The organism is Colwellia sp. SU-HH01172, assembly GCF_057553355.1.
The window spans coordinates 1,380,341-1,400,312 of sequence record NZ_BAAJMB010000001.1 but is presented as its reverse complement, the minus strand read 5'-3'; the positions used below and the strand labels follow the sequence as shown (position 1 = coordinate 1,400,312).

The window sequence follows — 19,972 nt, the reverse complement described above, 5'->3', positions numbered from 1 at the left end:
GAAAAGTGTAGAGAGATTAGCTTGGATAAAATATTGATCAGTAGTTGCTTTTTAGGCAACAAAGTTAGATACGACGGTAAAGATAATTTATTAACTGAAAGTGTTATTCAACGCTGGCAACGACAGCAGCGATTAGTGGTGATTTGCCCTGAGTTGGCCGGTGGTTTAGCCACTCCGCGAGCACCGGCGGAAATTCAGCATAAAACAGACATGAGTATTCAAATCATCACAGATACAGGTGAAGATGTTACGACCGCGTTTGAACGCGGTGCTAATGAAGCATTGCGTTTGTGTCAATTGCATGGGGTTCGTTACGCATTGCTAAAAGAATCAAGCCCTTCATGCGGTAGTACAATGATCTATGATGGCTCCTTCAGAAATAAAAAAATACCGGGTCAAGGTTTGACGACTCAGTTATTAAAAGCCCATGGCATCAAGGTTTATTCAGAGACAAATATGCAGGAATTGTTTGCTGACATGGCGGTTATTGACGCAAAGCTTTAGGTAAGAATGGTGCTTTAATTTTAAGGAAAAAGATTGAGCTATGCTTTGGCAATATTGACGTGGTTAGTGAGGTTGCTGGTCATATGATCAATAAGTTGTCTTGTTTTTGTGATGATAGCATTGGCATTGGTGGCAACATTATAATCACTTACACCAATACTTAGGGTCATTTGTGGTAAGCGAGTGCCTGATTTACTACTAACAAATCTTAACTTCTCGACACCTTGTCGAATTTTTTCCGCAATTTCGCCAGCAATACTGCGTTCAACGTCGGGTAATAATATTAAAAACTCATCACCGGCTGATCGCACAGGTAAACCGCTTTCACCAACGTAACTACTGATCTTATTGGCAACTTTTGTTAGTAAGACATCACTAATTAATGGACCAAATTGATCATTCAATTGTGAGAATTGATCAATATTAACCATGATCGCAGCCACTTGTTTATTTGGGTCATCTGACAACCAAATGTCTAAATGTTTACTCATGGCTTTACGGTTATATAACCCAGTTAACGGATCTAAGTAAATTTCTTTTTTAACATCGTCTAATTCAGTTCTTAAGGCATCTGTAGATTGCTGAGAGGCAAGTAACTGTTCGGTCAGTTGTTGCTGTTCTGCTTTAAACTTTTGGGTGGCATGACGTATTTGCTTGATCGCGGTGAATATTTCACGTTTGTTGGTCGACTTCAAATTGGCAATATTTTCATCTAGCTGGTTCACCAAGTGCTCAGTGCAGTGTGTAGATTTCTTATTATTGTTTTGCATGTCGACAAGCACTTCGTCGAGATCGTCGATCAGTTCACCATTAAGTGCGCTTTGGCCTAAAACAAACTGGCGGTAAACTTCCTCTAAAAAAAAGTTATCGAGTTTTTTACCCGTGACCAGTTGTTCTTCAATGGCGTTATTAAGCGCCTTCGAGCTTTTATTCAGATAGTCATAACTAACAGCGTAATTTATTGGCGTCGCGGGTATATGCCATAATTGTAATTGTTTTATGGCGGCATGCATTTTCTGTTCGGCTTGTACTATGGAATCATGGTACTTCACTATTCCAACCTTTAAACCTGACTATCTTCGTTTATTAAAGTAAGTATTCTCTAGTAAATTGTGCAAAAGTGCCATAGTTAAATACGCTAATTGGTGATTAAAACGCCATTTTTTAATATTAATTTGTAAATAATTTTTTGTTAAGCGAAATATCACTTAATACTTTATAAATACCTTTGTTTTGTTATGGTTATTAACTTTGAAATAGTTTTAATTGTTTATCGTTGGGATTTTTAATGAAAGTATTTTTTTCTATCGCCGTCATGGTGTTTTTTTTAGCGGCTTGTCAAACTAGTCATGTGCAAAAGCCAGCTGTAACGAGTGAACTTGACGAGGTGATCAGTGACTATCAATCTTTTAAAGATCATCAAAGTCCGTTCAATCAAGATCTCGCCGGTAAAACCAATAATCAGCTACCTGACTTGTCTCCTAGTAAGCTCGAACAACAGCACCAACTATTACTCGCTATATACCAACGTTTAACTGCAATAGATAATAAACAGTTAGATCGAGCCGCACAGATTAATTATTCCGTACTGTCTTATACCATTAAAAATCAGCTCGATAGTTACATTAATAAAGAACATTACATGCCGTTAACGGCAGAGTCTGGTTTTCATGTTTGGATCAGCCGTATTAATCAACAAGTCAGCTTTAAAACAGAGCAAGACTATCGCGACTATTTAATGCGATTATCAGCACTTCCGCAGTATTTTGCTCAACAAATGGCGTGGATGGATAAAGGTATTGCAGAAGGCATAACTCAACCACAAGTGGTGCTGATGGGTTTTGAAGACTCTATCAAAGCTTTTATCACAACTGATGCAACGACTAGCAGCTATTATCAGCCGTTTGTCACTATGCCAAAGTTGTTTTCAAAACAACTTCAAGAAGAATTAAGAATTGCAGCTGCCCAGATTATTTTACAATCAGTTATTCCAACATACCGTGAATATTATGATTATATGGTGGAAAAGTATCAGCCCAATGCACGGAAAAATATCGCGGCAGTTTCACTGCCCAATGGTGATAGCTATTACTTAAATAGATTACAACATTACACCACATTGCCAATGAGTGTTGAGCAAGTTCATCAAACAGGCGTGAAAGAAGTGAAACGTATTCGTCTTGAAATGGAGCGTATAATTGAGCAAGTTGGTTTTGACGGCAGTTTTGCTGATTTTGTTCAATTTTTACGTACCGATAAGCAATTTTACGCCACTAGCCCTGAAGGTTTGCTAAAAGAAGCATCATTTATCGCGAAGAAAATGGATGCACAACTGCCTAAGTTCTTTAAAACCTTACCAAGGACACCATATGGCGTTATAGAAGTTCCAGCCAATATTGCGCCTAAATATACCACCGGTCGATATTCAGGACCGTCCCGAGATGACCAACCGGGCAACTATTGGGTTAACACCTACCGATTAGATCGTCGTCCCTTGTATGTATTAGAAGCTCTGACATTACATGAAGCGGTGCCTGGGCATCATTTGCAAGGTTCAATCGCGCGAGAAATGGAGAACGTACCGAAATTTCGTAACAACACATATATTTCTGCGTTCGGTGAAGGTTGGGGTTTATATTCAGAATATTTAGGCATTGAAGCGGGATTTTATCAAAGTCCATACAGTGACTTTGGCCGTCTTACTTATGAAATGTGGCGAGCTTGTCGATTGGTTGTTGATACCGGTATGCACGCAAAAGGTTGGAGTCGAGAGCAAGCTATGGATTTCTTAGCCAGTAACACGGCTTTGTCATTGCATAATGTTAAAACCGAAATCGATCGCTATATTTCTTGGCCTGGGCAGGCGTTGTCATACAAAATGGGTGAATTGACAATTAAACGCTTACGTAAAATGGCCGAAGCGCAGTTAGGCGAGTCATTTGATTTAAGAGATTTTCATGATCAAATTTTGAAAAATGGCTCTATGCCATTATCTATGCTTGAAGAAATTATTACTGACTATGTTAAGGCGCGTAAAGCGCTACACATAACTGAAAAAGAAGAAAATAATTGATAGACAAAGGAAGGCACGCAAAGTTACCGATGGTTATGATGGCGAGCTGGTCAATGAAGACAAGCCCCCACTATATCTAAATTTGGCAGTCCCGCTATCATAGGTTTCCCCTTAGATCGGTAACTTTGCGTCTCCAGTTTTCACTGGGTTTGCCCTTGTCGAGCTTTAGCAGCTCAAGGACGATTATAGATAAAGAATTCTATTTGTAAACTAATTTTAATGTAATCTGATAGATTCTTGCGTTAACATATTAATTATTAGTCAAAAGTACTAAAAAATATTTAGTTGCAACGCCGAACTTTTTAGCGCAAAACTGCGCTATTTTTTAAAATGTATTACCCCAACTGAATGGTCTTAAATATTCAACATGGAAGTTTTTACTAAATGATAAGAATGTTGATGTGCATTATGTTGAGCTATTGGCTTGCTTTCGCTAGTCATGCGACGGCGCAAAGCGATAATAAAAATTATCGCATGTTGCTGAACAACTATTATGCTCAGGATAAGGAATCATTAATTTATCAAGATGTGGTAAAAGTTTCCCAAGCCATTGTCAATGATAGGAAAAACTATAGCCGAGATATGGTTGCTAAAGCATTTTCTCTGTTATCTGATATTGCTTTTAATCGTGGTGATTTGGCAGCCGCACAGCAGTTTGCCCAGTATGGTAGTGAGGTTGAAAAAATTGATGTACTAGTCAAACTAGATTTATTGCTCAAGGTCGCTCGTGGTTATTATTCCCAGGGAAAATACAGCCGACTTAGAGATATTTCACAAGAAATTGTTTGGATGGCCGAGCAAGCTGGCAATATGAATTTCCATCTACAAGCAAGAGCATATTCCGTGGTCGCGTATGCACTGAACGCAGATTATGCCTTGGCGACAAGTGAGCTAAAGAAAGTTGAGTTGTTGCTTGCGCAAAATCAGCAACGGGTAGCACAAATTGAATTGCTTGAAATTATTGCCGATGCGCATTTTTATTTGGCTGAGTATGACAATGCTACGCAACTTTTGAACCGAGTATTAAAGTTGCGTGTTGAAATGTCTAAAATGAAAGGCATTGCGAGAACATATCATTTACTTGCTGCAGCTTATTTTCAACTGCATCAGTATGATGATGCCTACCATGCTTATCGAGAGTCTAAGCAGTCTGCTGCCAAATATGGCCTAAATATTCGAGCTTCTTATGCTGAGCTTGGTTTAGGGCAAGTGTTATATCAGCAACAAAACTTCTCACAAGCTAAAGAGCATTTGTTTGCGGCTTTAACCATTTTTGAACGCTACAATTTGCCACGCACTAAACTCTCTGCACAAATTGCCTTAGCAAAGGTTCATTTTGCCTTAGATGAGTCAAAACAAGCTGTTCAACTTTTGCTGGCTGCGGAACAATTGGCGGCGACATTAGTCTTAACCCCTCAGCAAATAGAGTTATATTTATTGTTGAGCGAGCATTACCAAACAACTAATCAATTGCAGCATGTTATTGACGTGCAGCAACGTTACATTGAATTATATCAAGAGTTTAATTCCGATGTGAAAGTGAAAAATGCCATCGCGACGGTAGCCGATAATACCAGTAATCAAACTAGAAATTTAGCATTGAATTTAGCGGAAAAAAGTGAATTAAGCATACGCTTTGGAGAAAAATATCACCGACAAGAGCTGCAAATAACCCTCATGTCAGTGCTGTTAAGTGTTATTGTCGTGTTGTCTATTTGGCGACAGTTTCGTCGTTATCGTCAAAAATTATATCAAGGTTATGACGAAGTCGAATTACCTAATAATCAATTAGCACGACCAGTAAAGACTAAACATTGGTATCAACAGCAATATAAAATAGCGCGCAAATACCAATATAATGTTGCAATTGCTTACTTGGTGGTTGAAAACTGGCAAGAGTTAAAATTTCATTTCAGTAGCAAAACATTGGCAGATGTTTATCAAGCGATTGCCATTATCATTAATGAAAATTTAGATGAAGAGGATTACTCAGGTGAAATAAGTGCAGGAGAGTATTTATTTTTTTGCCCCCATCAAGATGTTGAGCAAGTACAAATTAAATTGACGCGTATTAAACAAGCAATAAATACTAGATTTTTTGCCAACTTAGGTGATTATTCAGTTAAAATTAGCTTTTCCGTTGATTCGCCCAATATCCAAGATATTGACCCCTATGTTTTCCTTTCGCGTTTAAGTGAAGGAATTAGTAAATAATTTAGCAAATAATTAAAGGTAGAGAATGATATTTTTTTTAGCGGTCATCGCAATATTTGTTGCGGTTAGTATATATTTCTTTTTTAAAGCAGAAAGTCTACAACGTGAAATTATTCTAATGAAAAGGGAGGTTTCAGCAGCCAAAAAAGAAAATAAAGTTTACTTAGAAACCGTTGCCATTATTGCCCAACGCTATGAAGAAATTGCTAAGCAAAAGCTAGTTGATTTAAGGGATAGTGGCAATATAGATGCAAAATTGCTGGAGTTGATTTCTCCCCTAGTAAATAACTATGCGGTAATTTTCAATGATAGTATTCGCGCCAAAGGTAAACTGCAGTCGGCAGTTAAGAAGGTATATGAAGGCTATCAAAAAGGTTCATACAAAGCGTTTTCTAGCCATATTAGCCAATCCAATAGTGAAATCAAGCGAGCGTGGTCAAGTAATAACATCAATGGTTGCATACTATTAGTCGATGCTTTATTGCAAAAAGAGAAGAAAAAATAGTCACTTAGTCACAAAAGAAGGGCTGTTTAAATATTAAAAAATCCACATACAATGGTGGATTTTTAGCAGTTTCGATATCGTTTGTATTAAGGTCGAATGGTTATATCTGGTGCGGTATCAATCTCACCATCGTCACTAATGGTTGCTGCATTATTATCGCATAATAACACCGCTATATTACCGGCTCGACTATTGCGAATAAATGCTAAGTCATAACCAAATTGCGTCAAACTGCTGGTGGCAAATTTCTGTGCAAGTGACAACTTATCCCATAAATTTGATTGTTCTGGGGTATATTGACGTCTTTCTAGTAAAACTTCGCGTTTAAGAACTGCTTGCACAATTGCCTCTTTGTTAATTTTTCATCGAATAATTTTGTTGTTACTAAAAGCAACTTATATTAGATGTTAATTAAATTCAACACTAAAGTGGTAATATTTTGTTTATTTATTCAACAATGAGCTTAATTAAATCGTTCAGTTACTCGATAAAATTTTAGTTTCTACGCCAAAAGCGTTATAAATTATGTCTTTGGTGGTTATAATGTCGGCAATTGTAGTCAATAAAATTAAGAGTTTGTATGAGTCAGGTGTTGAATGATTTATCGGCATTATTAAAGCTGGAAGTGATAGAGCAAGGAATTTATCGAGGTAATAGTCAGGATTTAGGCTTTCGCGCATTATTCGGTGGTCAGGTCATGGGACAAGCCCTATCTGCAGCACAAGAAACAGTTGCTGCCACTCACCATGTTCATTCATTACATTCTTATTTTTTAAGGCCTGGTGATGCCAGTAAGCCGGTTGTTTACCAAGTTGAAAATATTCGAGATGGTCGCAGTTTTAATACTCGACGTGTTAATGCTATTCAAAATGGTAAAGCTATTTTTTATATGACAGCGTCGTTTCAACAGCAAGAAACCGGCTTTGACCATCAAGATGTTATGCCGAACGTGCCAGGACCGGAAGCATTAAAATCTTATACCGATTTTATTTTTGATAATCAGGCAGCTATTCCAGAAGAAATTCGCGGTAAATTTTTATCGGAAAAACCAATAGAAATCCGTCCGGTTGAGCAATATAACTGGGTTAAGCCGGCAAAAGCAGAAGCTAAATGCCAAATGTGGATAAAGTCCAATGGCTGTTTACCAGATGATTTGCGAATTCACACTTATTTGCTTGCCTATACGTCAGACTTTCTATTTTTGCCAACTGCACTTTATCCGCATGGGCTGAGTTATTGGCATCCGAACTTTCAACTAGCAACCATAGATCATTCCATGTGGTTTCATCGGCCATTTCGTTTAGATGAATGGTTACTTTATAGTATTGACAGTCCATCAGCTAGCGGTGGCCGAGGACTTGTGAAAGGGCAAATATTCAATCGTGATGGCTTACTTGTGGCTTCAACCATGCAAGAAGGTGTTATGCGTCAGCGCTAGAATTAGCACTTTGCCAATCATAGCCACTTGGGTGTTGAAATATTCGTAAATCAAACATGGGTGCAGCAGCATACAGGTGGTCAAATATATCAGCCTGTATCGCTTCATAGTTAACCCAATTCTTGTCATTACTGAAGAAATATAATTCCAACGGTAAACCAACCTCTGTTGAGGGTAGCTGTCTTACCATACAGGTCATTTCTTGATGAACTTTACTGTGTTGCTGTAAATAAGCGGTGATATATGCCCTGAATGTGCCGATATTGGTTAACTGTCGAGTGTTTAATGTTGCTAACGTTAAAGGGGATTGTTCAGTAACAGTACCAGTTGTTTGCGAGATTTCTTGTTGCTTACCGGCTAAGTAATCACTAATTAAATGTACTGATTTAAGCGTTTCAATTTTTTCTTGCTTGTAAAAGTGAATGCTACGTACATCAATCACAATTGCGCGTTTAATACGTCGCCCCCCAGAATTCAACATGCCTCGCCAGTTTTTAAATGAACCACTGGTTAATGCATAAGTGGGTACTGTGGTGATGGTATTGTCAAAATTTTTCACTTTCACGGTATTTAAACCGATTTCAATGACATCACCATCGGCACCGTATTTAGGGAGTTCAATCCAGTCACCCGGCGCCACCATTTTATTGGCGGAAATTTGAATACTAGCGACTAGTCCCTTGATTGTATCTTGAAAGACTAAAATAAGTACGGCGGTTAAAGCACCTAAACCGCTGAGTAAATATAGTGGTGAACGGTCTAGAACGAGTGATATTGCCAAAATGGTTGCCACTAAGTAAACCACAAGCTTAATGACTTGCAAGGTCGAATTTAATGGTAAATAGCGCTCACTGGCGGTTTGTCTATAAACGCTATTAATAACATTGAGTACCGAACTAATGCTGCGAGCTATCTGAAAGCAAATCGCAACTTTGGCAAAAATGATTAATATGCTGGCCAGCAAAGATTCAACTTCAATAAATATTGGCGTTAATAGCAGTAACAGGACAAAAGGAACAAGTAGCGCGATACGAGAAAAAACTTGATGATCAAATAATAAATCATCCCAAGTATTTTTTGATGCAGTAATCAGCTTGTGGATAATCACTAGCACTTGATGTTTTGTTAGGTAAAAACTCATGCTGCATAACAGCAATATTATTGTGCAACCTATCGCGGCAGTGCTAAGTGCTATATAAGACGCATTGACACCTTGTTCCGTTAACCATGAAGTGATTATCGCTTGCATTACATTTCCTTGTTGGCCTTTTCTTCAAGTTGCAGCATTTTTTGGTCTTTATCAAGCCAAAGTTGATTTACCCACTTTTGAAATTGGATCTTGTAGGCACGATCATTAACATAATCACCTTGAAGCGTTTCATCGATATCTTGTGTTTCAATCGCGATATCTACTTGCGTAACACGCCCCGATAAAAAGTCAATAAAGCTAGGTGTACCCTCAGGATAATAAATGGTTACGTTAACCACTTTGCTCAGGTTGCCTTTCATTGCCTGTAAAACAAAGCCGATACCACCGGCTTTAGGTTTTAGTAAGCGTTGAAATGGTGAATTTTGCTTTTGGTGTTTCTCTTTAGTAAAGCGAGTCCCTTCAATAAAATTCATTACACTTACTGGCTTATGCTTAAACTTCTCACAGGCTTTTTTTGTGGTTTCAATATCTTTGCCCTTTAAATGCGGGTTCTTTTTTAAAAAGTGCTGGCTATAACGCTTCATAAAAGGAAAGTCGAGGGCCCACCATGCTAAACCCAACAAAGGCACGTAGATTAATTCTCTTTTTAGAAAGAATTTCAAGAATGGGATTTTGCCGTGCAAAACACGTTGTAAAACCACAATGTCTACCCAGCTTTGATGATTACTAACCACTAAATACCAGTCTTTCATCTTTAATTTTTCTAAACCAGTAACGTTAAGCTGTGTTTTAGTAAACAATTTTTGATTCAAGGTATTAAATAAAACCCAGTTGCTTGCCATTTGATCGAGCAAGTAACTAAAGAATTTTTGCCATAAATTTAACGGCACTAACGCCTTCAATAGTGAACATATTAGTATCGGCACTAGCCATAATATGGTGTTAGCTATGTATAAAATAAGCGAGAGGCAACTAATAACAGGACTAGGTAAAAAATGTAGCATAGAACAAAAACCAAAAAATTAAGACCATAATTACTGGCGTTAATCTTAATGGGTTTCATACTGATTTTCAGTAAAAATCGTTAAAAATTAATCGATAATTAGCCAGAAGTCTTTATGCATTTATTTACTATCAGGTGATTAATTGTGATGAAAGTCACAAAAGCAGTATTTAATTTATGTTTTTTTAGCTGAAGTTGGTCATGATTCATTACCTGTTGGTGTTGGCAAGGCAAAAATAAATTGGATAAAAACGCAACATATATTTATTGCTAAGGATTATTGATATGTAAATCACGCTTTTAGCGTAACAAAATCATAACTTAAGCAAGCTAATTCCATAAAGCATTAGAAAATAGCAAACAAGTCTAGATTAAATGCAAAAGTTGATTGCAAATCAACCGCCTTTCAAGGCAAGCTTAATGAACACTAAATAGAGGGGTCGTCATGAAGTTTAATCGTGCGGTTATTAAAGTGGGTAGTGCTTTGGTTTCTCCAGATGCCATGGGATGTAGTGGTAAGTATTTACTTGCCATTGCTCGCTTTATTACCGAATGCCAACAAGCAGGTAAAGAAATAATTCTGGTCTCATCTGGCAGCGTTGCTGCGGGCAGAAATTTAATTGCGCACGGTTCTCCCAACCCCTCAATTCCCACCAAGCAAGCCATGGCTGCGGTTGGACAAATGAAAATGATGGCTAATTGGCAACGCTTTTTTGATGTGCCATGTAGCCAGTTATTGATAACTCATGGCGACTTAAAAGACCGGGAACGTTATATCAATATTAAAAACACCTTAAGAATATTGTTAGAGAATGGTGTGATCCCAATTGTTAACGAAAACGATACTGTCGCCACTGATGAATTAAAGGTTGGTGACAACGATAACTTGGCGGCTTTAGTTGCCTTAGTTAGTGAAGCCGATAGTCTCTTTATTTTAAGTGATGTGAATGGCGTATACGAGCAAGATCCACGGATAAATCCACAGGCAAAATTACTGCCTGAAATTACTAAAATAGATCAATCAGTGTATGCCATGGCTGGCGCTACGAGTAATCATATCGCTACTGGTGGTATGAAAACAAAAATACAGGCCGCAGAAAAAGCGGTAGAAAACGGCATTGAAACCTATATTTTAAATGGTAGCCGCGGTGATGTTTTTGAAAAAATACTGCGAGGCGAAAACCCAGGAAGCCACTTTATCGGTAAACAAGGTGCAACGCGCGCCCGAAAACATTGGTTAAAACACACGTTAAAAAGTAGCGGCAAAGTCATGTTGGACGAAGGAGCTGTGCAAGCCTTAACGAAGAAGGGGGCATCTTTGCTACCGTCAGGTGTTGTTAGCGTAGTCGGGGCATTTAAAGTTGGCGATTGTGTCGATATTTTTGACCATGCTAGTGGTCAACATATTGCCAAAGGGATCAGCCAATACAGTGAGCGTGATTTGAAGCGAATTCAAGGCAAGAAAAGTGACGAAATCATTGTGTTATTGGGTTGCTGTCCGAGTAAAGTTGTCGTTCATCGTGATGATATGGTTGTGAACTCGTAAACAGAAATTAGGGTAAAATTCATGTTTGATATAACAAAGAGTGCAGTATTAGCTAAGCGTGCTGCGTTAGCCGTAGCGCAATTAACCAGCCAAGAAAAAAATGAATTATTGTTAAAAATGGCTGATGCCATTGTTGCAAGTTCTGCAGCAATTATTATTGAGAATGGCAAAGATATAGCAGCGGGTAGAGACAAGGGCTTATCACCTGCCATGCTTGATAGATTGTTATTAACTGAGCAAGGTATTACTGATATTGCGGACGCTATTCGAGACATTGTACATTTAGATGATCCCGTTGGTCATATTAGTAACTTGTCACTAAGACCTAACGGAATTCAAGTGGGAAAAATGCGCATTCCACTCGGCGTTATTGCCATGATTTATGAGGCGCGACCGAATGTCACTGCCGAATCAGCAGCCTTATGTTTGAAATCTGGTAATGCAGTAATTTTACGCGGCGGCTCGGAAGCGATTCATAGTAATATTGCCTTGGCGAAATGTTTACACCAAGTATTAGAGCAAGCCAATTTTGATAAAAATTGCATTACCGTTATCCCTGATACTAGTCGTGATGTCATTGAACGCTTGTTGAAGCAGCGTGAAAGTATTGATTTAGTGATCCCACGTGGTGGTGAAGGCTTAATACGCTACGTCACTGAGCATAGCCAGATCCCCGTTATTCAGCACTTTAAAGGCGTATGTCATTTATTTATTGATAAATATGCTGATTTTGACAAAGCGCTCAATATTCTTGTTAATGGTAAAACCCAAAGGCCAAGTGCCTGTAATGCACTAGAAACGGTATTAGTACATGCTGATATCGCTGCTCAGCTGCTGCCTAAAATGGCATCCGCATTATTGCCTGCGCAAGTGAAAGTTCATGCCTGCAGTGAAAGCATTAGCTACTTTCACGATGCGGAGTTAGCAACAGATGCTGATTTTCAAGCCGAGTACTTAGCGCAAGAAATTGCCGTGAAAGTAGTGCCAAGTTTTGCTCTGGCTATTGAGCATATTCAAAGCTATAGCTCAGACCATACCGAAGTTATTGTTACTCAAGACAGCAGTCGCAGTCAGCGCTTTGTTCGAGCAATTAATTCATCTGTGGTGATGGTCAATGCTTCTTCGCGTTTTTCTGACGGCGGCCAACTAGGTTTAGGTTCAGAAATAGGTATTTCTACCAGTAAATTGCATGCTTATGGGCCTATGGGCTTAGCCGCTTTAACCACTGAAAAATTTGTCGTACTAGGTGACGGGCAAGTTAGGGATTAACTTTAAGTTCAGGTTAAGTTATCTATTGGCCATATTACCGACAATAATAGCTATTGTCGGTGATTTTTGGCTAGTGCAATGAAACTAGCTTTAAGGCCGAGCAGCGGTTTAACTAATGCAGTTTTTGGCGACTTTTATTGGGCTTTTGTTTAGGGCTATTCAGCTGTAAGCGCTCTGGCCAACGTCCTTGGTGTTCTCGTGTGCATGACTCTTCACTGTCAAAATGAATATTCTGACGCACATTCTTGAGCACAACTCCGACTTTTAATAATTGCTTTTGAATAGTTTTCCGCAGCTGCTCGTCTAATGAGGCTTCTTTCATTGCGATAACTTCAGCGTCTGTTTCAAAAACACAGGTCACCACTAAGCTTGCTGGAAAATTGGTATAATTTGCGCGATGTGTTAACCACGAAAACCCGTTAATTTCGTGCAAGGTACTTTCACACGCAATGGTTAGTGCTTTGCAGATATTGTTATCGAGTTTTTGTGTGGTTTTATTAAGTTTCATTTATTGCTATCGCTAGTCACTATTTAATAGCATGAATTTTTTCATTAACCGTGGCTTATTGATAGTAAATTAAATAAATTTATCAGGAATAAAATGAAAACGGCACTGGTTAATTACCAATGCCGTTAAAATCGTATTGCCTAGCTGATTGCTAGTAAGCCTCTGATAAAGGTTAGCTATTGGCTTCTACAATACGTTTCATATCTGTCATATAGCCGCGTAGCTCTTTACCTACCACTTCTACTTGATGGCTGCGGATAGCTTCATTAACTTCAATCAAGCGCACATTATCAACACCTGTGCTAGTTGCTGGAAGACCTTCACCTAATTGCTCTAACGTTAAGTTACTAGCGTAATCAGCTAATAATGGTACCGCGGCATGAGTAAATAAATAGTTACCATATTCGGCAGTATCAGAAATAACCACGTTCATTTCATATAGTTTATTACGAGCAATACAGTTGGCGATTAACGGGGTTTCGTGTAGTGACTCATAATAGGCTGATTCTTCAATAATGCCTGCAGCCACCATAGATTCGAATGCTAACTCAACACCTGCTTTGATCATAGCAACTACGAAAATACCTTTGTCGTAATACTCTTGTTCAGTAATTTCAGTCTCGCAATCTGGTGCTAATTCAAAAGTAGTTTCGGCTGTTTCTGCGCGCCATTTTAATAAGTTGGCGTCATCATTCGCCCAATCTTCCATCATAGTTGCAGAGAAGCGACCTTCAATAATGTCGTCCATATGTTTTTCAAACAATGGGCGTAAAATCACTTTTAATTCTTCAGACATATCAAACGCTTTGATTTTTGCCGGATTTGACAGACGATCCATCATGTTGGTGATACCACCATGCTTCAAACCTTCAGTAGTAGTTTCAATGCCATATTGTAGTAATTTACGAGCGTAAGCCGCATCCATACCTTGGGCAATAAGTTGTTTATGCCCTAAAACAGCGGCGGTTTGTAACATGCCGCATAGAATCGTTTGTTCACCCATTAAGTCAGATTTTACTTCGGCAATAAATGATGATTCCAATACACCAGCGCGATCGCCACCGGTCGCCGAAGCATAAGCTTTTGCAATGGCTAAACCGTTACCTTGAGGATCATTTTCAGGGTGGACAGCAATTAGCGTTGGTACACCAAAACCACGTTTGTATTCTTCACGGACTTCAGTACCCGGACATTTAGGCGCTACCATCACTACTGTGATGTCAGGGCGAACTTGCATGCCTTCTTCAACGATATTAAAACCGTGTGAATAAGAAAGTGTTGCCCCTTGCTTCATTAGTGGCATAACCGCACTAACGGCCGAGGTATGTTGCTTATCAGGGGTTAAGTTCAATACTAAATCGGCCTGTGGGATCAATTCTTGGTAACTACCAACCTTAAAGCCATTCTCGCTCGCCCACTGGTATGACTGACGTTTTTCGGCAATGGCAGCATCACGTAGGGCATAAGAAATATTTAAGCCAGAATCACGCATATTCAACCCTTGATTCAGGCCTTGAGCACCACAACCGACAATGACAATACTCCAATCTTTAATGAAATTACAACCGTCGCTGAACTCTTCACGTTGCATAAAGCGGCATTTGCCTAATTGTGATAATTTCTCACGTAAACTTAAAGTATTGAAATAGTTAGCCATCTTGCTCTCCTGTACTTGGTGATGAACCAAGCAATCTTAATAAATTTATCAATTTTATGATCTGAGCAATATCCTAACGTAAATTTAGTGTTGCCTAAAATGATATATTTGCATTGCAGTGTTGCGTAAAACGCAATATTGTATTGGCAAATACTGCAAGATAAGCGTTATTAGTTAATTTAAGGTCGAGTATGGAATTTAAGTCATTACGCATGTTTGTTGATTTGGCAAAGTCACTTCATTTTGGTAAAACTGCCGAGCTTCATCATGTCAGTCCTTCGACGTTAAGTCGTGCGATTCAGCGCCTAGAGCAAGAATTAGGTAGCTCTTTGCTGCATCGCGATAACCGCACTGTTGTGCTTAGTGAAGCGGGCAAACAATTTCGCCAGTTTGCCGAGCAACAACTTGAGCAATGGCAAATGCTACAATTGTCGTTGAACCAAAAGCAGGCTGAATTACAAGGTAAATTACATATTTACTGTTCTGTGACCGCCGCCTATAGCCACTTGCCACCGTTGCTTGAACGCTTTCGACGTCAGCATCCACTGGTGGAAATTATGCTGACCACAGGTGATGCCGCAGATGCCCTAGAGCAAGTGGAAAAACAAGCAGTTGATTTCGCCATTGCCGCCAAACCAGAGCAATTATCAAGAATTTTTACTTTTCATCACTTGGCTGAAATTCCTTTGTCTGTGATTGCGCCGACTATGGTCTGCCAAGTTCAGCAGCAAATTCAGCAAGACTTTACTTGGTCTGAGGTACCAATTATTTTGCCTGAGCATGGGCCAGCGCGAAAACGTTTTGAATATTGGTTTCGTAAAAAACAGCAAGGTAAAGCCCATATTTATGCGACGGTTTCAGGCCATGAAGCCTTGGTTAGTATGGTGGCATTGGGTTGTGGTGTTGGCATTGTGCCGCGAGTGGTGGTAGAAAATAGTCCGGTGAAAGATCGGGTGCAGTATCTAGAAAATGTAGGTGAAATTGAACCTTTCGATCTGGGAGTATGTTGCTTGAATCAAAGTAAAGATCAACCACTAATCAAAGCCTTCTTTGAGGCGATTAAATGAGTTGTTAAAGGGATATTGCCTCGGTTAAATGCCGTAATATTCTGTCCATTGCCCGATAAGACAAGGCTTCGGTTAAGTGTTTACGCTCGATATTTTCTAGCGCTTCCATGTCGGCGAGAGTACGAGCAATTTTTAAAATTTTATGGTGTGCTCGAGTTGATAAATTCAACTTTTCGATTGCTAATTCCAAAAACTCATTATCATCAGCATTTAGTCGGCAAACGACTCGTAACTCAGCACTACTGAGTTGCGCATTGGCTTTTTCTTGGCGTAGCATTTGCCGTTGATGACAGACAAAAACACGTTGCTGAATAATCTCACTAGATTCGCTCTTTTCAGTACTATTTGCCCACATGCCTTTTGGTAGTCGAGTGACTTCTATTTGAATATCAATACGGTCGAGAAAAGGGCCAGAAAGGCGATTTAAATAACGTAAAACCTGTTCTGGACTGCTACGTTTATCATTGTAAAAGCCGGTTGGGCTAGGGTTCATTGCCGCAACTAATTGAAATTGTGCTGGGAAAGTTTGTTTAACCAATGCACGTGATATTGTCACTTCTCCTGATTCCATTGGCTCACGTAATACATCAAGTACTTTACGTTCAAATTCAGGTAATTCATCAAGAAATAATACTCCGTTGTGCGCTAGAGATATTTCACCTGGTTGTGGATGGCTACCACCGCCAACCAGCGCGGCTGATGAAGCGGTATGATGTGGCGCTCTAAATGGCCGAGTTAGCCAAGAGTCAGGATTAATATTTTTATGGCAAATGGATTGGATCGCAGCACTATCAAGGGCTTCTTGCTCTGTCATCGGCGGTAGTATGCCCGGTAAGCGACTGGCCAACATGGTTTTTCCTGTGCCTGGAGGACCAATAAATAATAAGTTGTGTCCACCACTGGCCGCTATTTCTAAAGCCCTTTTTGCCAAAGGTTGGCCAACAACATCAGCAATATCATGTGGATTATTGCTGGTTGTGTGCTCGCTCATTCTTGCACTAACAAAGGGTAAAGTTTGTTGATTCATAAAGTGAGGAAATAACTGGGTTAAATGTGACAAGCTCAATATTTTTGCCTGTTTTACCCAGCCCGCTTGTTCGGCATTTTCACTGGGGATAACCAAAGTCCGGCCACTTTTCTGGCAAGCCATCGCCATCGGAATTTCACCAATGATAGGTCTAAGTTCTCCTGATAAAGCCAACTCGCCGGCAAATTCATATTGCTTTAAATTGGTTTCTGGTAGTTGTGATGCTGCAGCCAAAATACCAAGAGCGATAGGCAAATCAAACCGTCCCCCTTCTTTAGGCAAATCAGCGGGGGCTAAATTGACCGTAATACGTTTGGCAGGAAATTCATAACCACAGTTGATGATAGCGCTGCGGACACGATCTTTTGCTTCTCGTACTGAAGTTTCCGGCAAGCCAACGATGTTGAAAGCGGGTAAACCGTTAGCCAAATGCACTTCTACGGTGACTAACGGTGAGTCGAGGCCAATTCTAGCTCGACTATAAACACAGGCCAAGGTCATAAAAATCCATTTTTAGTGTACCAAGTTATCAGGAAATTGTAGTCAAAGAATGCTGTTTGTGCGAAAAATAGCCCATTAATATTAAGGTGTTTATAACCAATTAAATAACCTTGTTAAAAAAAACTATAATAAAAATGCTTGCGTTGAAGATTAGAGCTATGGTACTAATTTAAATAGGCTGAAAACAGCGCAACTAAAATTAATAAACTTACAGAAAAAATAAATAAAAATGCAAAATTATAGCTCAGTGATTATTAACATTCTCGTCGTGGTGATTATTAAATCGTCGCGAGGTTGTTTGTTGAGCTAAAGAAAAATAATTCAAAATAACAAACCCCTCGCTCCGAAAGGACCGAGGGGTTTGTTGTTTTTAGGGCTTAAATAATTTACGTGCACTGTAACTGCATCATTTATCTTGGAGAATACTGGAAAATTACTAAATTTTAGAACATTTTATCAACTTGAATGGTTTTTGAATAAAGGGTAGTTGGAAAGTTAAACAAAACATGGCAACAGAAAAAAAATTAACCGGTGGAAATTTGCTATTCAACGTCTTGGAACAGCACGGCGTTGAGCATGTTTTTGGCTACCCAGGTGGGGCCATTATGCCTATTTATGATGCGTTATATGACAGCAATGTCGAACATTTTTTATGCCGTCATGAACAAGGCGCAGCTTTTTCTGCGGTCGGTTATGCAAGGGCATCGGGTAAGGTTGGAGTATGTTTTGCCACCTCAGGTCCTGGTGCGACTAATTTAATTACTGGATTGGCCGACGCACTTGCTGATTCAATTCCTGTGGTTGCAATAACCGGTCAGGTTGCGACATCTGCGATGGGCTCTGATGCATTCCAAGAAATCGATATTTTTGGTTTGTCATTGGCTTGCACTAAACATTCCTTTCAAGTCACTGATATTAACGATTTAGCAAAAGTGCTACATCAAGCCTTTGCCATTGCGCTTGAAGGACGACAAGGTCCCGTATTAGTTGATATTCCAAAAGATATTCAGCTGGCCGAAGTTAACGGCTGTTTAGATGAGCTAGTGAGTTTGAAAAATAAAGTTAAGTTGCCTCCAGCCAATGTTGGTAGTGCTATTGCACTGTTAAATCAATCGACACAACCGGTATTATATGTCGGTGGTGGCGTTGGTATGGCCAATGCGATTGATGAACTTAGAGCCTTTTCGAAAACTACAGGTTTGCCAAGTGTTTCAACTTTAAAAGGTTTAGGGGCTATTGACCCTGAAGATGAAAATTATTTAGGCATGCTGGGCATGCACGGCACTAAAGCTGCCAATATTGCGGTACAAGAATGTGATTTACTAATTGCCGTTGGTGCACGTTTTGATGACCGAGTTACCGGCAAATTAAATGAATTTGCCCCGAATGCGAAAGTGATCCATTTTGATATTGATACTGCAGAAATCAATAAGCGTCGTTTTGCTGATGCGGCAATTTTAGGTGACTTAAAAGTTAACTTGCCAGCATTAGCTATTCCCTTATCTATTAGTAATTGGCAAGAACAATGTCAACAAATGAAAGTCGATTTTGCTTGGGATTATAACCACCCGGGAGAGTCAATTTTTGCGCCTGCGGTATTAAAAGAAGTTAGCGATAAAATGCCGAGTAATACTTGTGTAACCACAGATGTTGGGCAGCATCAAATGTGGGCAGCGCAGCATATGTTATTTGATGACCCCAGTAACTTTTTAACCAGTGGTGGTATGGGCACTATGGGGTTTGGCATTCCAGCCGCTATTGGCGCACAGGTAAGTCGCCCCACTGATTGTATTATTGCGGTATCAGGTGATGGTTCATTTATGATGAATGTGCAAGAGCTTTCGACCATCAAACGTTTCCAGTTACCGGTTAAAATTGTTTTGATAGATAACGCTAAGTTGGGCATGGTTCGGCAGTGGCAAGATCTATTCTTTAATGGCCGATTAAGTGAAACAGACTTAGCTGATAACCCCGATTTTATTATGTTAGCCAATGCCTTTGATATAAAAGCGCAACAGATCACGCAAAAATCGCAAGTGAGTGCGGCGATCGAAGAAATGATGAATCATGATGGACCGTATTTGTTACAAGTTAAAATTAATGCCCAAGATAATGTTTGGCCACTAGTTCCGCCGAATACTGCTAACGATAAAATGATGGAGAGCACGTAAATGAACAATTATCAATTGATGATCAAGGCTGATGATAAACAAGTGGTACTTGAACGTATTTTACAAGTGGCTCGTTATCGTGGTTTTTTAATTGCTGGCATTAATGCCCAAGTGAATACCGGCACTCATATTGGCACCATTGAATTATTGGTCAAAAGTGAACGCCCGATTGAACTTTTAGTTGATCAAATTAATAAACTAATCGACATCAAAGAAGTCAGAGTAGACAATAGCGCATCACAGCAATGTATCGCATAATGCTGGGTTAAAATATACCGCAACAAGTAATAAAAACTAAATCAGGAAACCCTGTTCAATTCAGAGTTATCTGATTGATAT

General features: G+C 39.3%; 17 protein-coding genes and 1 riboswitch. Of the genes, 10 read left to right on the top strand and 7 right to left on the bottom strand.

Annotation, left to right across the window (positions count from 1 at the left end; all coding sequences use genetic code 11):
* Positions 1-21: 21 nt before the first annotated feature.
* On the top strand, positions 22-504 hold the full coding sequence (locus AC27JP_RS06195) for a 2-thiouracil desulfurase family protein (protein ID WP_487113495.1): 483 nt from the start codon (positions 22-24) through the stop codon (positions 502-504).
* A gap of 38 nt (positions 505-542) precedes the next feature.
* On the opposite strand, the gene AC27JP_RS06190 is transcribed toward AC27JP_RS06195, so the two are convergent.
* The gene (locus AC27JP_RS06190) at positions 543-1,556 is read right to left on the bottom strand and encodes a GGDEF domain-containing protein (protein ID WP_487113063.1); all 1,014 of its coding nucleotides are present in this window, start codon (positions 1,554-1,556) and stop codon (positions 543-545) included.
* A gap of 236 nt (positions 1,557-1,792) precedes the next feature.
* On the opposite strand from AC27JP_RS06190, the gene AC27JP_RS06185 reads away from it, so the two are divergent.
* From AC27JP_RS06185 to AC27JP_RS06175, 3 genes are all read left to right on the top strand, one after another.
* Positions 1,793-3,577, top strand: a complete 1,785-nt coding sequence (locus AC27JP_RS06185; protein WP_487113061.1) for a DUF885 domain-containing protein — start codon at positions 1,793-1,795, stop codon at positions 3,575-3,577.
* An 81-nt stretch (positions 3,578-3,658) separates the two neighbouring features.
* A riboswitch (cyclic di-GMP riboswitch) is annotated at positions 3,659-3,741 on the bottom strand.
* A gap of 235 nt (positions 3,742-3,976) precedes the next feature.
* Positions 3,977-5,791 (top strand): hypothetical protein, encoded by a 1,815-nt coding sequence (locus tag AC27JP_RS06180; RefSeq protein ID WP_487113059.1) that lies wholly within the window; start codon positions 3,977-3,979, stop codon positions 5,789-5,791.
* Positions 5,792-5,816: 25 nt separating this feature from the next.
* A complete protein-coding gene (locus tag AC27JP_RS06175; protein ID WP_487113057.1) occupies positions 5,817-6,296 on the top strand; it encodes a hypothetical protein in 480 nt (159 codons plus the stop codon).
* A gap of 86 nt (positions 6,297-6,382) precedes the next feature.
* Here the strand turns inward: AC27JP_RS06175 and AC27JP_RS06170 are convergent, their stop codons facing one another.
* On the bottom strand, positions 6,383-6,637 hold the full coding sequence (locus tag AC27JP_RS06170; RefSeq protein ID WP_487113055.1) for a hypothetical protein: 255 nt from the start codon (positions 6,635-6,637) through the stop codon (positions 6,383-6,385).
* A gap of 239 nt (positions 6,638-6,876) precedes the next feature.
* Here AC27JP_RS06170 and tesB point away from each other — a divergent pair, with 239 nt between their 5' ends.
* Positions 6,877-7,734: an acyl-CoA thioesterase II gene (gene tesB / locus AC27JP_RS06165; protein ID WP_487113053.1), complete on the top strand. Its 858-nt coding sequence runs from the start codon at positions 6,877-6,879 to the stop codon at positions 7,732-7,734.
* On the opposite strand, the gene AC27JP_RS06160 is transcribed toward tesB, so the two are convergent.
* Together AC27JP_RS06160 and AC27JP_RS06155 are read right to left on the bottom strand one after the other, a co-directional pair.
* Positions 7,718-8,983, bottom strand: coding sequence for a mechanosensitive ion channel family protein (locus AC27JP_RS06160; protein WP_487113051.1), 1,266 nt, complete (start codon positions 8,981-8,983; stop codon positions 7,718-7,720). The two genes, tesB and AC27JP_RS06160, sit on opposite strands and share 17 nt — an antisense overlap.
* Positions 8,983-9,888, bottom strand: coding sequence for an acyltransferase (locus AC27JP_RS06155; protein WP_487113049.1), 906 nt, complete (start codon positions 9,886-9,888; stop codon positions 8,983-8,985). The genes AC27JP_RS06160 and AC27JP_RS06155 overlap by 1 nt, the downstream gene beginning before the upstream one ends.
* 444 nt (positions 9,889-10,332) lie before the next feature.
* Here AC27JP_RS06155 and proB point away from each other — a divergent pair, with 444 nt between their 5' ends.
* Together proB and AC27JP_RS06145 are read left to right on the top strand one after the other, a co-directional pair.
* The gene (gene proB, locus AC27JP_RS06150) at positions 10,333-11,433 is read left to right on the top strand and encodes a glutamate 5-kinase (RefSeq protein WP_487113047.1); all 1,101 of its coding nucleotides are present in this window, start codon (positions 10,333-10,335) and stop codon (positions 11,431-11,433) included.
* Positions 11,434-11,454: 21 nt separating this feature from the next.
* Positions 11,455-12,702, top strand: a complete 1,248-nt coding sequence (locus AC27JP_RS06145) for a glutamate-5-semialdehyde dehydrogenase (protein WP_487113046.1) — start codon at positions 11,455-11,457, stop codon at positions 12,700-12,702.
* A 112-nt stretch (positions 12,703-12,814) separates the two neighbouring features.
* On the opposite strand, the gene AC27JP_RS06140 is transcribed toward AC27JP_RS06145, so the two are convergent.
* Together AC27JP_RS06140 and ilvC are read right to left on the bottom strand one after the other, a co-directional pair.
* The gene (locus AC27JP_RS06140; protein WP_487113044.1) at positions 12,815-13,210 is read right to left on the bottom strand and encodes a Fis family transcriptional regulator; all 396 of its coding nucleotides are present in this window, start codon (positions 13,208-13,210) and stop codon (positions 12,815-12,817) included.
* Between the two features lie 172 nt (positions 13,211-13,382).
* Positions 13,383-14,867 (bottom strand): ketol-acid reductoisomerase, encoded by a 1,485-nt coding sequence (gene ilvC / locus AC27JP_RS06135; RefSeq protein WP_487113042.1) that lies wholly within the window; start codon positions 14,865-14,867, stop codon positions 13,383-13,385.
* A gap of 191 nt (positions 14,868-15,058) precedes the next feature.
* Between ilvC and ilvY the strand changes: the two genes are divergently transcribed.
* Positions 15,059-15,934 carry an HTH-type transcriptional activator IlvY gene (gene ilvY, locus AC27JP_RS06130; RefSeq protein ID WP_487113041.1) on the top strand — a complete coding sequence of 292 codons (876 nt, stop codon included), beginning with the start codon at positions 15,059-15,061 and terminating at the stop codon, positions 15,932-15,934.
* Positions 15,935-15,938: 4 nt separating this feature from the next.
* Here ilvY and AC27JP_RS06125 read toward each other — a convergent pair whose 3' ends face one another.
* On the bottom strand, positions 15,939-17,462 hold the full coding sequence (locus AC27JP_RS06125; RefSeq protein ID WP_487113039.1) for a YifB family Mg chelatase-like AAA ATPase: 1,524 nt from the start codon (positions 17,460-17,462) through the stop codon (positions 15,939-15,941).
* A 506-nt stretch (positions 17,463-17,968) separates the two neighbouring features.
* On the opposite strand from AC27JP_RS06125, the gene ilvG reads away from it, so the two are divergent.
* Together ilvG and ilvM are read left to right on the top strand one after the other, a co-directional pair.
* Positions 17,969-19,633, top strand: a complete 1,665-nt coding sequence (gene ilvG, locus AC27JP_RS06120) for an acetolactate synthase 2 catalytic subunit (protein WP_487113037.1) — start codon at positions 17,969-17,971, stop codon at positions 19,631-19,633.
* Entirely contained in the window at positions 19,634-19,891 is a 258-nt protein-coding gene (gene ilvM, locus AC27JP_RS06115) for an acetolactate synthase 2 small subunit (protein ID WP_487113036.1), read from the top strand.
* Positions 19,892-19,972 lie beyond the last annotated feature (81 nt).